We start from the raw sequence: 14,166 nt of genomic DNA, 5'->3' as shown, positions 1-14,166 counted from the left end.
AGCCCCTCATGCCGATGCCGGTCGTAGCCTTGCCGTTTGTTCTGGAGTCGTACCTGCTGCTGTGCCGCTGATGAGAGCGCTGCCGCCCTGCCACTTCTTCCAGTCCAGGTTCCAGTCGCCGAAGCCGTTGCCGAAGGTTTCCATGGTGTTGCCGTCGGAGTTGACGACCTTGACGACGTCGCCCTCGCGGACGTTGTCGAAGAACCACTCGGCATTGCCGGTGCTCATGCCCGTGCAGCCGTGGCTGACGTTGGCGGAGCCCTGGGAGCCCTCGGACCAGGGGGCGGCGTGGACGTACTCGCCGCTCCAGGTCACCCTGGTGGCGTAGTAGACGGGCAGGTCGTACGAGTCGGCGCTGCCCTCGGCTATGCCGATGCTGGTGCCGCGCATCCGTACGAAGTACTCCTTGCCGAGTACGACCTTGACGCCGTTGCGGGTGTCGAAGCCGGGCTTGCCCGTGGTGACGGGGATGGTGTTGATCACCTTGTCGTTCTTGTAGACGGTCATCTCGTGGGACGACGCGTCCGTGATCGCGACGACCCGGTCGCCGATGGTGAGCTTCAGGGGCTTGGCCTTGCCGCCCCAGAGACGGTCACCGATCTTGATGCCGGGCAGGTTGCTGTGCACCTGGACGGTTGCCCGGGCGGGCCAGTACTCCTTGGGACGGTAGTGGAGTTCCTTGTCGTCCACCCAGTGCCACGCGCCCTCTGCGCTGGGGAACGAGTCCACCTTGAGGGCGCGCTCGACTATCGCGCGCTGTGCCTTTCCCCGCACGGGTTCGCTGAGTTCGGCCGTCACCGGCTGGCCCACGCCGTACGTGCCCTTCTTCGGGCCGAAGGTGACGTTCAGGCGCTTCTTGGTGGTGGGCCTGCTGGTCTGGAAGGTACGGGTCTCGCGGCCGGGGGCGCCGTCCTCGTCCTCCGTGCTCACCCGGACCGTGTAGTGGGCGCCTGCGGCCAGGGGGGAGGTGCTGTGCCAGCGGCTGCCGTCGGCGGAGAGTTCGCCCGCCACGTAGCGTCCCGCCGCGTCGACGGCGGTGACGTCCGTGATGCGGTCGTCGGAGTCCTCGGAGGTGACCTCCAGGGGCTTGTCGGGGTCGGCCTTCTTGCCGTCGCCGACAGAGTCGCCGAAGGAGATCTGCTCAGCCGCGTCGTACGGCTTCGCCGAGAGGGGATGGCCGTCGGAGCCGCAGGCGCTGGCGGACGTGCCCAGGGCGGCCACCAGGAGGGTGCAGCTGACGACCGTACGGTTACGCGGTGAATGCCTCATGCCCTCACGCTATGAACGTGTGGCGGCCTCGGCGCGGCGGGTGATCCGTGCGAGGGAACGAGGGCGTGGCAAAAGAGGGAGCCCGGATCCTCCTGACGGAGTGTCCGGGCTCCCCTGAGCACTGTGCGTGTTACTGGGTGCGGTTCTCACCGCGGTAGTACTCGAAGACCCAGCCCCACAGACCGATCAGGAGGATCGGGGCCGCGAAGTACGCCAGCCACCAGCCGATCGCGACGCTCAGGAAGAGGAGCGCGCCACCGATGCCCAACGAGAGCGGCTGCCAGCTGTGCGGGCTGAAGAACCCGACCTCGCCGGCGTCGTCCGCGATGTCCGCTTCCTTGTTGTCCTGGGCGCCCGCGTCGACCCGCCGGGCCGTGAAGGCCAGGTAGAAGCCGACCATGATGCACAGGCCGAAGGCCAGGAAGAGCGCCGTGGTGCCCGCCGGCTCCTTCGACCACACGCCGTAGACGATCGCCATGGCGAGGACGAAGACGGCGAGCCAGATGAACATCTTGCCCTGGACCTTCACTTGCCCGCCTCCTTGCCGCCGGCGAGAGCCTTCTCGCCGTGCCCGGCGTTCTCCAGCTGGTCCAGCGCTGCGATCTCAGGGTGGTGCAGGTCGAACGCCGGGGATTCGCTGCGGATCCGCGGCAGGGTGAGGAAGTTGTGACGCGGGGGCGGGCAGGATGTCGCCCACTCCAGCGAGCGGCCGTAGCCCCACGGGTCGTCGACCTCGACCTTCTTGCCGTACTTCGCGGTCTTCCACACGTTGTAGAGGAACGGGAGCACGGACAGACCGAGCAGGAACGAACTGATCGTCGAGATCGTGTTCAGCGCGGTGAACCCGTCCGCCGCGAGATAGTCCGCGTACCGGCGCGGCATGCCCTCGGCGCCCAGCCAGTGCTGGACGAGGAAGGTGCCGTGGAAGCCGATGAACAGCGTCCAGAACGTGATCTTGCCGAGGCGCTCGTCGAGCATCTTGCCGGTCATCTTCGGCCACCAGAAGTGGAAGCCGGAGAACATCGCGAACACGACCGTCCCGAAGACGACGTAGTGGAAGTGCGCCACCACGAAGTAGGAGTCCGAGACGTGGAAGTCCATCGGCGGCGAAGCCAGGATGACACCGGTGAGACCACCGAAGGTGAAGGTGATCAGGAAGCCGGTGGCCCACAGCATCGGGGTCTCGAACGACAAGGACCCCTTCCACATGGTGCCGATCCAGTTGAAGAACTTCACGCCTGTCGGTACGGCGATGAGGAACGTCATGAAGGAGAAGAACGGCAGGAGGACTCCGCCGGTGACGTACATGTGGTGGGCCCACACCGTCACGGACAGGCCCGCGATGGCGATGGTCGCGCCGATCAGGCCCATGTAGCCGAACATCGGCTTGCGGGAGAAGACCGGGATGACCTCGCTGATGATGCCGAAGAACGGCAGCGCGATGATGTACACCTCTGGATGCCCGAAGAACCAGAACAGGTGCTGCCACAACAGGGCACCACCATTGGCGGCATCGAAGATGTGTGCGCCGAATTTCCGATCCGCCTCCAGCGCGAACAGCGCGGCGGCGAGGACGGGGAAGGCCAGCAGGACGAGGACCGCGGTCAGCAGCACGTTCCACACGAAGATCGGCATGCGGAACATGGTCATGCCCGGTGCGCGCATGCAGATGATCGTGGTGATGAAGTTGACCGCGCCGAGGATGGTGCCGAAGCCGGAGAAGGCCAGACCCATGATCCACAGGTCGGCGCCGATGCCCGGGGAGCGGACCGCGTCGGAGAGCGGGGAGTAGGCGAACCAGCCGAAGTCGGCCGCACCCGAGGGGGTGAGGAAGCCGCCGACCGCGATCGTCGAGCCGAACAGGTACAGCCAGTAGGCGAACATGTTCAGCCGCGGGAACGCGACGTCGGGGGCGCCGATCTGCAGCGGCATGATCCAGTTGGTGAAACCGGCGAACAGCGGCGTCGCGAACATCAGCAGCATGATCGTGCCGTGCATCGTGAACGCCTGGTTGAACTGCTCGTTCGACATGATCTGCAGACCCGGCCGGGCCAGCTCGGCGCGCATGAACAGCGCCATCACGCCACCGATGCAGAAGAACGCGAACGACGTCACCAGATACAGCGTGCCGATCGTCTTGTGGTCCGTGGTGGTGAGCCACTTGATGACCACGTTGCCGGGCTGCTTGCGCCGTACCGGCAGCTCGTTCTCGTACGAGTCCTCAGCTGCGGCGGCACCCTGGGGTTCGTTGGTGATGCTCACAGGTTCGTCGTCTCCCGGTTCTTCTCGTGGCTCGTCTGCGCGATGCCGGCGGGAATGTAACCGGTCTGCCCCTTCGTCGCGAGATCCTTGAGGTGCTTCTCGTAGGCCTCGGGGGAGACGACCTTCACGTTGAACAGCATCCGGGAGTGGTCGACACCGCAAAGCTCTGCGCACTTGCCCATGAAGGTGCCCTCCTTGTTGGGGGTCACCTGGAAGGCGTTGGTGTGGCCGGGGATGACGTCCTGCTTCATCAGGAACGGCACCACCCAGAAGGAGTGGATGACGTCACGTGAGGTGAGGACGAAGCGGACCGTCTTGCCCTTGGGGAGCCAGAGGGTCGGGCCGGGGTTGTGGGTGTCCGGGTTCTCCGTACCGGGCGTGCCGACGTCGTAGACACCGCCGGCGTTGGCCGGGAAGTCCTTCTTGAACCGGTCCGGAATGGCGGCCAGGTTCTCATCGGTGTCCGCGTTCCCGTTGGAACCCGGGACGTTCTCGATGTAGTTGAAGCCCCAGCTCCATTGGAAGCCCACGACGTTGACCGTGAGGTCGGGCTTCTTGGAGACATCGAGGAGCTTCGACTCGTCACGTGCCGTGAAGTAGAAGAGCACCGAGACGATGATCAGCGGAACCACGGTGTACAGCGCCTCGATGGGCATGTTGTACCGGGTCTGCGGAGGTACTTCGACCTTGGTGCGGCTGCGCCGGTGGAACATGGCGCTCCACAGGATCAGGCCCCAGACCAGCACGCCGGTGGCGAGCGCGGCTGCCCAGGATCCCTGCCACAGGGAGAGGATCCGCGGAGCCTCTTCCGTGGTCGGGGTGGGCATACCAAGGCGGGGGAAGTCCTTGTATGTGCAACCGGTCGCGGTCGCCAGGACCAGGCCCGCAGTCAATGCCTGCAGCAGCTTCCGCCGCAACGGGCGCCGCGGCGTGGGGGTACCGCCCGCGCCCCCCAGGGCGTGGGGGAGGTCGGAGCCGTTGGGACTCACGTAGCGCCTTCCCGAGAGTCTCGCCCGCGCGGGTTGGCTGCGGCCTGACTTCTCGGTGGTCGGTCGCCGCCCTGCGTCGGGCAGGGGTTTGGATGTTTATGCGGACCAAACCCTACTGGACGCTTTTTGGGGTCGCGCGGGGAGGGTCCCCAACGCGCCGTGGGTCACCCCGAAGGGGTGGGATGGGGTGTTCTGACGGGGGGTTGGGCGCCCAGTGGGTGGGAGGCATCGGCGGTACGGCGGGTGCGGGCCGTCTGTGGTGGGTCGCGCAGTTCCCCGCGCCCCTGGGGTGGGACCGCTGCCCCTTGTCGAGGACTTAGCGTTGGGGTGTGTCCTACTTTGATGCCGCCTCCTCAGCTCCCCTCCATCCCGTTGCCCGGCAGGCTCTGCTGGCCTCGCTCGATGAGGGGTGGGCGGATCCCGCACGTTTGTACAGGGAGGGGCGGCGGGCCCGGATGTTGCTGGATGCCGCTCGGGAGGCTGCCGCCGAGGCGGTCGGGTGCCGTTCCGATGAGCTGACGTTCGTGTCGTCCGGTACTCGGGCCGTGCATGTCGGTGTCGCGGGCGCTCTCGCGGGGCGGCGCCGCGTTGGACGTCACCTGATCGTGTCGGCGGTCGAACACTCGTCGGTGCTCCATTCGGCTGAGGAATGGGAGGCGGCAGGCGGTGAGGTGACGACTGTCGCCGTGGATCGCGCCGGTGCCGTGACCGCCGAGGCGTACGAGGCTGCCGTACGGCCCGACACCGCGCTGGCCTGTCTCCAGTCGGCCAACCACGAGGTGGGGACTGAGCAGCCGGTGGCCGAGGTGGCCGAGATGTGCCGGGCGGCCGGGGTGCCGTTGCTGGTGGACGCGGCGCAGTCGTTGGGGTGGGCGGCGGTCGCGGGGCCCTGGTCGCTGTTGGCCGCCAGTGCCCATAAATGGGGTGGGCCTTCCGGGGTGGGACTGCTTGCCGTGCGCAAGGGGGTGCGGTTCGCGGTTCAAGGGCCCGTGGACGAACGGGAGTCGGGTCGGGCGGCCGGGTTCGAGAACCTTCCGGCGATCGTCGCGGCGGCGGCCTCGCTCCGCGCGGTGCGGGCCGAGGCGGCCCAGGAGGCGGTGCGACTGCGGGAGCTGACGGAGCGGATCCGGGCGCGGGTGCCGCAACTGGTTCCGGACGTCGAGGTGGTCGGCGATCCGGTGCGGCGGCTGCCCGGAGTCGTCACCTTCTCCTGTCTCTATGTCGACGGGGAGACACTGCTGCATGAGCTGGACCGCGCCGGTTTCTCCGTTTCCTCCGGATCGTCCTGTACGAGCAGCACGTTGACGCCGAGCCATGTGCTGAAGGCGATGGGGGTGCTGAGTGAGGGCAATGTGAGGGTGTCGTTGCCGGTCGGGACCCCGGCCGAGGAGGTCGACCGGTTCCTGTCCGTCCTGCCGGGCGCGGTGGCGGTCGTACGGGAGAAACTGGGCGCGCCGGTTCCGGTGACGGTCGCTGTCGTCGGCGAGGGGGACTCGCTCGTTGTCGATGCCCTCGGCAGGCGCTGTCCGATCCCGGTGATCGAGCTGGCGAAGCGGATCGGCGATGTGCCGGTGGGCGGCACGGTCCGGGTCCTCTCGGACGACGAGGCGGCGCGGCTGGACATTCCGGCATGGTGCGAGATGCGGGGGCAGGAGTACGTCGGTGAGGAGCCGGCGGACCGGGGCGCGGCCTATCTGGTCCGCCGGCTCTCCTGACTCACTTCAGGTGCTGCTGGACCTCGGTCGCCGCGTCGTCGCCGTACGCCTTGCGGAAGCGGTCCATGAAGTGGCCGCGGCGGAGCTGGTACTCCTGGGTGCCGACCGTCTCGATGACCAGGGTGGCGAGCATGCAGCCGATCTGTGCGGCACGCTCCAGGGAGACGTCCCACGCCAGGCCGGACAGGAAGCCGGCGCGGAAGGCGTCGCCGACGCCCGTGGGCTCGACCTTGGCCTCCTCGTCCGGGCAGCCGACCTCGATCGGCTCCTGACCGTCGCGTTCGATGCGTACGCCCCGGGAGCCGAGGGTGGTCACCCGGGTGCCGACCTTGGCGAGGATCTCGGCGTCGGACCAGCCGGTCTTCGACTCGATGAGGCCCTTCTCGTACTCGTTCGAGAAGAGGTACGCGGCGCCCTCCAGCAGGACCTTGATGTCGTCGCCGCCCATGCGGGCGATCTGCTGGGAGAAGTCGGCGGCGAACGGGATGGACCGGGTGCGGCACTCCTCGGTGTGGCGGAGCATCGCCTCCGGGTCGTCCGCGCCGATCGAGACCAGGTCCAGGCCGCCCACGCGGTCGGCGACGGTCTTCAGCTCGATCAGCCGGGCCTCGCTCATGGCGCCGGTGTAGAAGGAGCCGATCTGGTTGTGGTCGGCGTCGGTGGTGCACACGAAACGGGCGGTGTGCAGCGTCTCGGAGATACGCACCGAGTCGGTGTCCACGCCGTGGCGGTCCAGCCAGGCGCGGTACTCGTCGAAGTCGGCGCCGGCGGCCCCGACCAGGATCGGCCTGGTGCCGAGCTGGCCCATGCCGAAGGCGATGTTCGCGCCCACGCCACCCCGGCGTACGTCGAGGTTGTCGACCAGGAACGAGAGCGAGACCGTGTGCAGCTGATCCGCTACGAGCTGGTCGGCGAAACGGCCGGGGAAGGTCATGAGGTGGTCGGTGGCGATGGAGCCGGTGACTGCGATACGCACGGCGAGGACACTCTCCTGCGAGGGGAGGCGGGTTGACAGTTCACGCTACCCGGTCCGCCCGTGCTCGCTGTAGCGGCAAAACTACCCGATAGTAGATCTTTCTCGGCCGGGTATCCGGTGCATACGGTTCCGGTATGACGAACTTCAAGGTCCACCAGGCCCTTCAGGTCCAGCAGCTGCGCTCAGGACCGGGCGCCGCCCCGCACGACCTCGAAGGGGATCTGGCCTCCCTGCGCGGCGACTGCGCTCGGATGGCGCCGCACTGGGCGGCCCCGGACAGGATCACCGCCCTGCCCGTCTCCCCGTCCCGTATCCACGGGGTGACCGTCCCGCTCGCCTCGGCCCGGCTGGTGGACGCGATGCCCTATTACGGCGACTGACGGGTACGGCGAGGCGGCAGCAGCACCCCGACCAGCACTCGACCAGCGCTCGACGGGAACCGTGCGCTCCCCCGCTGCGTCCCATCGCTGTCCCCCGTAAAGAGGACGCGGTGTACGACCCCTCGGTGCCTGTCGGTGACAGGGCCGGGCCGGTCGGGACAGCCGGGACAGCTGGGAGCCGAAGGAGCGATGCGGTGAACACCGAGCGACCCGATCACGACGACGCCGACGAGAAGGCCGGCAAGGCCGAAGCGGACGGCACCACCGAGGCCGCGCCGGAGGAGAACGGCGCCGAGCGCCCGTCCCGGCGCCGGTCCCCGGTGCTCGTCGCCTCGGTCGCCGCCGCGGTCCTGCTCGTCGGGGGCGGCGGGGCGTACCTCGCCACCAGCCTGACCGGCGGCTCGGGCGACGACGACCGTACGGACACGTCCGCGCCCGGCGGCGACGGCACCACTCCCCCGCCGCTGGCCCTCGACGGCTACACCGACGGTGGTACGGGTGACACGGGCGGTACGAACGGCATCGCGCCTGGTGAGCCCGACCCGAACGGCGTGACCTACCGGGCGGACGGCGCGCTGCCCGCCGGGCCCGCTTCGGCGCCGGTGTACACAACGGCGAAGAGCTCCGAGGAAACGATCACGGCCGCCGACGTGACCCGGCTGGCCAAGGCGCTCGGCGTCGAGGGGAAGCCGGTGACGGAGGCCGACGGCTGGCTGGTCGGCACGGCGAAGGACGGCACGGGTCCGATCCTGCGGGTGAGCAAGCTGGCGCCGGGGACCTGGTCCTTCAGCCGGTATCTGGCTGGGGGCTCCGACAACTGCAAGGGCACGACCGTGTGCGTGCAGGGCTCAGGCGCCGCCGCCGGGAAGACCGTGGATCCGGTGAGCGAGGCGGCAGCCAAGAAGGCCGCGGCGCCGATCCTGAAGGCGGTCGGCCAGGACGACGCGAAGCTGGACGCGAGCCAGCTCATGGGCACCCAGCGGGTGGTGAACGCAGACCCGGTGGTCGGCGGACTGCCCACGTACGGCTGGACGACCGGCATCCAGGTCAGCGCGCAGGGCGAAGTGGTGGGCGGCAGCGGCCAGTTGGCGACACCGGTGAAGAGCGACACGTATCCGGTGCTCGGCGCCAAGGCGACGCTGGCCCTGCTCAACGAGCCGGGGGCCGGGGCGACTCCCGAGCACCGCATGGGCATCGGCGGCTGCGCCAGTCCCGTACCGCTGAAGGACCGCCTGGAGGCGCCGTGCGGTACGACGACGCGGCAGAAGGAGTCGCTCACCGTCGACAAGGCGGTGTTCGGGCTGGCCTCGCACTCCGTGGCCGGGCAGCCGGCGCTGGTGCCGTCGTGGCTGTTCGAGGTACGGGCCCAGGGTGCCGCCGAGGGCTTCACAGTGACGTATCCGGCGATCGACCCCCGGTATCTGGCCGGGGCCGGTTCCGGGACGAGCGCGGAGCCGTCCCCGACGGCAACGCCGACCGCGCCGGGCGACGAGCCGACGTCCGGGACGACGACGCGTGACATGAAGCTTGAGGGCTACACGGTCTCCGGCGACGGCAAGGAGCTGACCGTGGGCTTCTGGGGCGGGGTGTGCAGCAAGTACTCGGCGTCGGCGAAGGAGGACGGCGAGGTGACGGTGACCGTGACCTCGACGACCGAGAAGGGCAAGGTCTGCATCATGCTTGCCAAGGCGACGTACGAGACCGTGCAGCTGGACGAGCCGCTGGGTGATCGGAAGGTCGTGGGGGCGGACGGGCAGGCGATCCCCGAGGGCGATTTCGCCAAGAAGTAGTCCGGGAGTAGTCCGCAGGCCTTACCCCGTACGCGTGAAGGCGGCGCCCCCGTCAAAGGGGGCGCCGCCTTCACGCGAATGACGTGCGTACGACTCTGGGCCTAGCTGAAGGAGTCGCCGCAGGCGCAGGAGCCCGTCGCGTTCGGGTTGTCGATCGTGAAGCCCTGCTTCTCGATCGTGTCGACGAAGTCGATCGAGGCGCCGCCGAGGTAGGGAGCGCTCATACGGTCGGTGACGACCTTCACACCGTCGAAGTCCTTGAGGACATCACCGTCGAGGGAACGCTCGTCGAAGAACAGCTGGTAGCGCAGACCCGAGCAACCGCCGGGCTGGACCGCGACACGCAGGGCGAGGTCCTCGCGGCCTTCCTGGTCGAGCAGGGCCTTGACCTTCGCCGCAGCGGCGTCGGACAGGATGATGCCGTCGGTGACGGTGCTGGTCTCGTCCGATACGGACATCTACATCTCTCCCGGGTTGTACGGAGACTGCTTGCCGACGAGTGCAACCGGCGGGGCCGCGGATTCATTCCGGGCCGAGAGTCTGTCTTTCCGTTCTCCCCTCCATGCTCGCACACCCGCCAGAACGCGAACAGCGACCTGTGGACAACCTCGGACGACGGCTACCTCGACACTCTGGCAACGCCCGGATCGCGTACTCCCTGCTCACCAAGATCCAGCCCGGGGAGTTGCTCCACGTCTCCGGGATCCTCACCCGGTCCGGCAACCCGGCGGAGCCCGCCCGGCTCACCGTCGACGCCCTGGACGGTCCTCGCCCCCGCACCGGTGCGAGCACTGCAGGAGACGGTCCTCGACCGGCATGGCGGAGAGCCCCGACGCCATCGGCACGCTGATCGAGATCCACGAGCGTGTGAACGGCGGTGACGAGTGATGGACACGGACACTGTGCAGTCCCGCAGCGTCCTGGAGCGGTTCCCCGCCGGAGTCCCCCGCGGGCCGGCGGAAGAGTTCGCCGCCGCCCAGCGCGCCCAGGGCAGGGACGTCCAAGTCGTGATGGACCTCGGCAGCGACCGGTTCCTCGTGGTCAGGACGGCTCCCCCGCCCCGCCCGCCGCCGACCGGATCGAGGACGAACGAGATCACGTGCTTCGCCACCCTGTTGGACCCCTATGAACTGCAAGGAGTCACGGTGACCGGGGACTCATTGCGCACTCAGCACGACGCCTTCACGGTGAAACGGAACCAGAAGAACCTCTTCGAACAGATGCGGACCCTGCCCTGGGGCGAGGTGACGGCGAAGTTCTACGCCGCCCAGGTCGTCAAGGTCGTACGCCACCGCACCGACACCAAGACCGGCAAGCAGAGCCGCGAGACCGTCTACGTGATCACCGATCTGACCAGTCGGCATCGGCAGGCGTCCCCGGAACGCATCGCGACGATCTCGAGGGCGCGCTGGGTGATCGAAAACAGGCTCCACTTCGTCCGGGACACCGCTTTCCGCGAGGACGCCTCCACGATCCGCACTTCGACACGGTGGGACGGTCTCAGCCGTATCGCTCAACGAGCGCGTTGCCGATCGAGGCCATGTGGTCTCGCACACCCCGAGGGCCAGTCACCTCGATCCATTCGACCAGCCCGGCAAGCTCGCCGGCGAGCATGTACTCGTTGTGGCCGCGGATCACGACCTCGATGCGGCCGTCGGTCATGGAACCTCCCACCTCGAGCCGACCGCCGAGCGCCATCCGGAGCAGGCCTATCCCGTGGGGCGCGCATACCGCCTGGATTTCGAGGGGCGTTCGCTTGCGGTCGACCTCGTCGGCGATCTCGTGCCAGCTCTCGGCAAGGTCGAAGTCCTCGGGGCGGTGCACGGGATCGTCGGTCGGGTCGGCGGACGACACGCGGTCGATCCGGAAGGTCCGCCGGCCTGCCTCGGTGTTGGAGACGAGGTACCACGACGGGCCTTTGGCGACGATGCCCAGGGGGTGGACGGTTCTCTCGGTTTCGGTGCCTTTGCGGTCGATGTAGCCGAGCCGTACCTGGACGCCGCGGATCACCGCGTCCTGGAGTTCGTCGAGGAAGCGGGGCGGTCGGTGCTCGATCCGGCTCGACCCCCATCGTTGCGGGTCCATGACCAGCGACGACGCTGCTGCCTCGGCCTGGACCCGGAAGGGTTCCGGCAGGGCATGGACGAGCTTGCGCAGTGCTGCTTTCACGGCCGGTGTCGCGGCCGAGGCCGGGCCGGCGACCAGGAACAGGGCGCGGGCCTCGCTGGCGGTCAGCCCGGACAGGTCGGTGCGGGCGCCGCCCACGAGGCGCCAGCCGCCGCTTCGGCCCTGCAGGGAGTACACGGGCACCCCCGCCATGGCCAGGGCGTCGAGGTCGCGGCGGGCGGTGCGCTCGGAGACCTCCAGCTCTCGGGCGACCTCTGCTGCTGTCACCTGCTCGCGCCGTTGCAGCAGGAGGAGGACGGCCACCAGCCGGTCGGTTCGCATGCCGACGACACTTCCACAAAAACCGGTCATGGGATGACCGGTTTCAGTCGGCAGGATGGCGACATGGCCTCACCGGCGGGTCCCACTGCCCACGGCCGTATCGGCCCCCGGCCCGTCGGGGGTGCGAAAAGAGAGAGGAAATGCAATGTTCGATCCAGCCGATTTCCCCAAGCCCACCCTTATTTCGGTCAACGGTGTGGAGCTTGAAGTCTTTGAAGCAGGCCGGCAGAATGCCGGAAAGCCCATTGTGCTCTGTCATGGCTGGCCGGAGCACGCCTTTTCCTGGCGCCATCAGATGCCCGCCCTCGCCGCAGCGGGCTACCATGTCATCGTCCCGAACCAGCGGGGTTATGGGAACTCATCCCGTCCGACCGAAGTGACGGACTACGACATTGAACACCTGTCGGGTGATCTCGTCGCACTTCTCGATCACTACGGATACGAAGATGCCACCTTTGTCGGTCATGACTGGGGTGCAATGGTCGTCTGGGGACTGACCCTGCTGCATCCGAACCGTGTAAACAAAGTGATCAACCTGAGCTTGCCTTACCAGGAGCGCGGAGAAAAGCCCTGGATCGAGTTCATGGAAGATGTGCTTGGCAGCGACTTCTATTTCGTCCACTTCAATCGGCAGCCAGGCGTCGCGGACGCCGTGTTCGAGGAGAACACCTTCCAGTTCCTTCGCAACATGTACCGGAAGAACGAGCCCCCCAGGGAGCCTCAGCCGGGTATGGCGCTGATCGATCTCGCCAGAGCGGAAACGCCACTCGGTGATCCCGTCATGAGCGACAGCGAACTGGCCGTTTTCGTCTCCGCCTTCGAATCGACAGGGTTCACGGGGAGTGTGAATTGGTACAGGAACCTTGACCGCAACTGGCGCTTGCTGGCGGACGTGGACCCGATCATCCAGCAGCCCACACTCATGATCTACGGCGACCGGGATGCGGTCCAGAGATCTGAAAAGCTGGCAGAGTTCGTCCCCCATGTGGAAGTGGTCAATCTGGATTGCGGTCATTGGATCCAGCAAGAGAAGCCGGAAGAAACGAACCAGGCGATTACGAAATGGCTGGAACAGCAGGATGCCATTTAGTGGCTCGTGATCCGGTTCGTGTCGCCTGAAGCTCTTCGAGCCGTCAGGCAGTGTGTGAATCTCTCTTCGGCCGAGGCCCGAGCAGCAGCCGCCACCGTCCGATCAGCCACGGCCACCGGCCGTCCGGCAAGCCGGGGGCAGGCTCACGGGGGAACAGCGGCACAGCGAGGCAGCGGCCGGGCCTCACCTCCCCCGGTGCCCCGCCTGAGCATCTGACAGCGGTACGGAAAACCCGAACGGGCCGGAGGGAAAACCCTCCGGCCCGTTCGGCGCATGTACAAGCTGAAAACGTGGCTACGACGGCTCCGGAATCGAATTGACCTGCGGGACCGGCAACACCACATGGGATCGCTGCCACTCGGCGAGGGAGGCAGCTGTGATCGAGGCCAGCTCAGGCCCTACGAGTTCGACCTGCCGCCTCACCCAGTAACCGGTCCATGATGACGCTGCTGGCTGCTGCCATGACGGTCTCGCCGAAGGGGGATCAGTTTGGGCCAGGTCGGTGTTGAGGCGGTCGGCGTCGTGGCCGCCAGCGCCGCCGCAGCGTTCGCGGTGCTGCTACAGGACCAACTTCGCCTACTGGGACCAGACCATGCGGACACCCCCTCGCCACCGGTCAGAACCTCGCCCGCCCCCGGGTCCGCTCGATCACGCGGGGGGAGTCGAAGCCCTCCCGCACGATGCTGGATGCCGCCGGTGTTGAGGGTGTCGAGCAGGCCGTGGGAGCGGGCTGCCCTGATGTCGTGGGCCGCGGCAGAAGGCTCACCCGGCGCTACGAGGTTCACGGCGCCGGTACGGCACCGATCTGCTGCATCACCCCGAGGAGATCGGGCTGGCCCCGTTCGCCGACGATCCGGCCGTCGGCCAGGTAGTAGAAGTTCATGGCCTGCACCGAGATCTTGTTGCCGCTCGCCGGGATCCCGAAGAATTCACCGTCGTGGGTTCCCCGCATGGTGAACCGCGCGGCCACAGTGTCGCCTTCGGTGACTGTCTCCTCCAGTGTCCACTGGACGTCGGGGAAGGCGCTGCGCATCATCCCGATGACTTCCAGGTACCCATCGGGCCCCCGCAGTGGTTCCGGGTGGCTTGGCGCGTGGAACACCGCGTCTGGAGAAATGACCTCGCGGGCGAGATCCTCGTTGCCCGCGTTGATGAACTCGACGAAACGGTTCATCACTGACTCGGTGGACTGCGATGGCATCTTGCTGTGCCTCTCCAGAGACGTTTGGGCTGGTACCTGCGAGCGT

12 protein-coding genes and 1 pseudogene are annotated in these 14,166 nt (G+C 67.7%); 5 read left to right on the top strand and 8 right to left on the bottom strand.

The window, feature by feature from the left end:
* Positions 1 to 6: 6 nt before the first annotated feature.
* The 4 genes from OG734_RS36200 to ctaC form a co-directional block, all read right to left on the bottom strand.
* A complete protein-coding gene (locus tag OG734_RS36200; RefSeq protein ID WP_330291639.1) occupies positions 7 to 1,269 on the bottom strand; it encodes a L,D-transpeptidase in 1,263 nt (420 codons plus the stop codon).
* A gap of 130 nt (positions 1,270 to 1,399) precedes the next feature.
* Positions 1,400 to 1,798, bottom strand: a complete 399-nt coding sequence (locus tag OG734_RS36195; protein WP_330291638.1) for a cytochrome c oxidase subunit 4 — start codon at positions 1,796 to 1,798, stop codon at positions 1,400 to 1,402.
* Positions 1,795 to 3,531: an aa3-type cytochrome oxidase subunit I gene (gene ctaD, locus OG734_RS36190; protein WP_006373820.1), complete on the bottom strand. Its 1,737-nt coding sequence runs from the start codon at positions 3,529 to 3,531 to the stop codon at positions 1,795 to 1,797. Before ctaD ends, OG734_RS36195 begins: the two co-directional genes overlap by 4 nt.
* A complete protein-coding gene (ctaC, locus tag OG734_RS36185) occupies positions 3,528 to 4,520 on the bottom strand; it encodes an aa3-type cytochrome oxidase subunit II (protein WP_330291637.1) in 993 nt (330 codons plus the stop codon). The genes ctaD and ctaC overlap by 4 nt, the downstream gene beginning before the upstream one ends.
* Before the next feature lie 329 nt (positions 4,521 to 4,849).
* On the opposite strand from ctaC, the gene OG734_RS36180 reads away from it, so the two are divergent.
* A complete protein-coding gene (locus tag OG734_RS36180; RefSeq protein WP_330291636.1) occupies positions 4,850 to 6,235 on the top strand; it encodes a cysteine desulfurase/sulfurtransferase TusA family protein in 1,386 nt (461 codons plus the stop codon).
* 1 nt (position 6,236) lies between these two features.
* Here OG734_RS36180 and OG734_RS36175 read toward each other — a convergent pair whose 3' ends face one another.
* Complete coding sequence (locus OG734_RS36175) at positions 6,237 to 7,211, bottom strand: carbohydrate kinase family protein (protein WP_330291635.1); 975 nt, start codon at positions 7,209 to 7,211, stop codon at positions 6,237 to 6,239.
* Between the two features lie 134 nt (positions 7,212 to 7,345).
* Between OG734_RS36175 and OG734_RS36170 the strand changes: the two genes are divergently transcribed.
* Both OG734_RS36170 and OG734_RS36165 read left to right on the top strand, forming a co-directional pair.
* Positions 7,346 to 7,591, top strand: a complete 246-nt coding sequence (locus OG734_RS36170) for a hypothetical protein (protein WP_330291634.1) — start codon at positions 7,346 to 7,348, stop codon at positions 7,589 to 7,591.
* A gap of 194 nt (positions 7,592 to 7,785) precedes the next feature.
* Complete coding sequence (locus OG734_RS36165) at positions 7,786 to 9,381, top strand: hypothetical protein (protein WP_330291633.1); 1,596 nt, start codon at positions 7,786 to 7,788, stop codon at positions 9,379 to 9,381.
* A gap of 101 nt (positions 9,382 to 9,482) precedes the next feature.
* On the opposite strand, the gene OG734_RS36160 is transcribed toward OG734_RS36165, so the two are convergent.
* Positions 9,483 to 9,839 (bottom strand): iron-sulfur cluster assembly accessory protein, encoded by a 357-nt coding sequence (locus OG734_RS36160; RefSeq protein WP_006380335.1) that lies wholly within the window; start codon positions 9,837 to 9,839, stop codon positions 9,483 to 9,485.
* A 429-nt stretch (positions 9,840 to 10,268) separates the two neighbouring features.
* Between OG734_RS36160 and OG734_RS36155 the strand changes: the two are divergent.
* Positions 10,269 to 10,805 (top strand): annotated as a pseudogene (locus tag OG734_RS36155) (transposase); the annotation flags it as partial.
* Between the two features lie 76 nt (positions 10,806 to 10,881).
* Here the strand turns inward: OG734_RS36155 and OG734_RS36150 are convergent.
* Complete coding sequence (locus OG734_RS36150; protein WP_330291632.1) at positions 10,882 to 11,829, bottom strand: helix-turn-helix transcriptional regulator; 948 nt, start codon at positions 11,827 to 11,829, stop codon at positions 10,882 to 10,884.
* 145 nt (positions 11,830 to 11,974) lie between these two features.
* Here OG734_RS36150 and OG734_RS36145 point away from each other — a divergent pair, with 145 nt between their 5' ends.
* Positions 11,975 to 12,919: an alpha/beta fold hydrolase gene (locus OG734_RS36145; protein WP_330291631.1), complete on the top strand. Its 945-nt coding sequence runs from the start codon at positions 11,975 to 11,977 to the stop codon at positions 12,917 to 12,919.
* 781 nt (positions 12,920 to 13,700) lie between these two features.
* On the opposite strand, the gene OG734_RS36140 is transcribed toward OG734_RS36145, so the two are convergent.
* Positions 13,701 to 14,093 (bottom strand): ester cyclase, encoded by a 393-nt coding sequence (locus tag OG734_RS36140; protein ID WP_330291630.1) that lies wholly within the window; start codon positions 14,091 to 14,093, stop codon positions 13,701 to 13,703.
* Between the last annotated feature and the right edge of the window lie 73 nt (positions 14,094 to 14,166).

The sequence above is a fragment of the Streptomyces sp. NBC_00576 genome (assembly GCF_036345175.1).
Classification (GTDB): Bacteria; Actinomycetota; Actinomycetes; order Streptomycetales; family Streptomycetaceae; genus Streptomyces.
The sequence above is the reverse complement of the archived record's forward strand: the minus strand, read 5'-3'. Positions and strand labels throughout refer to the sequence as shown.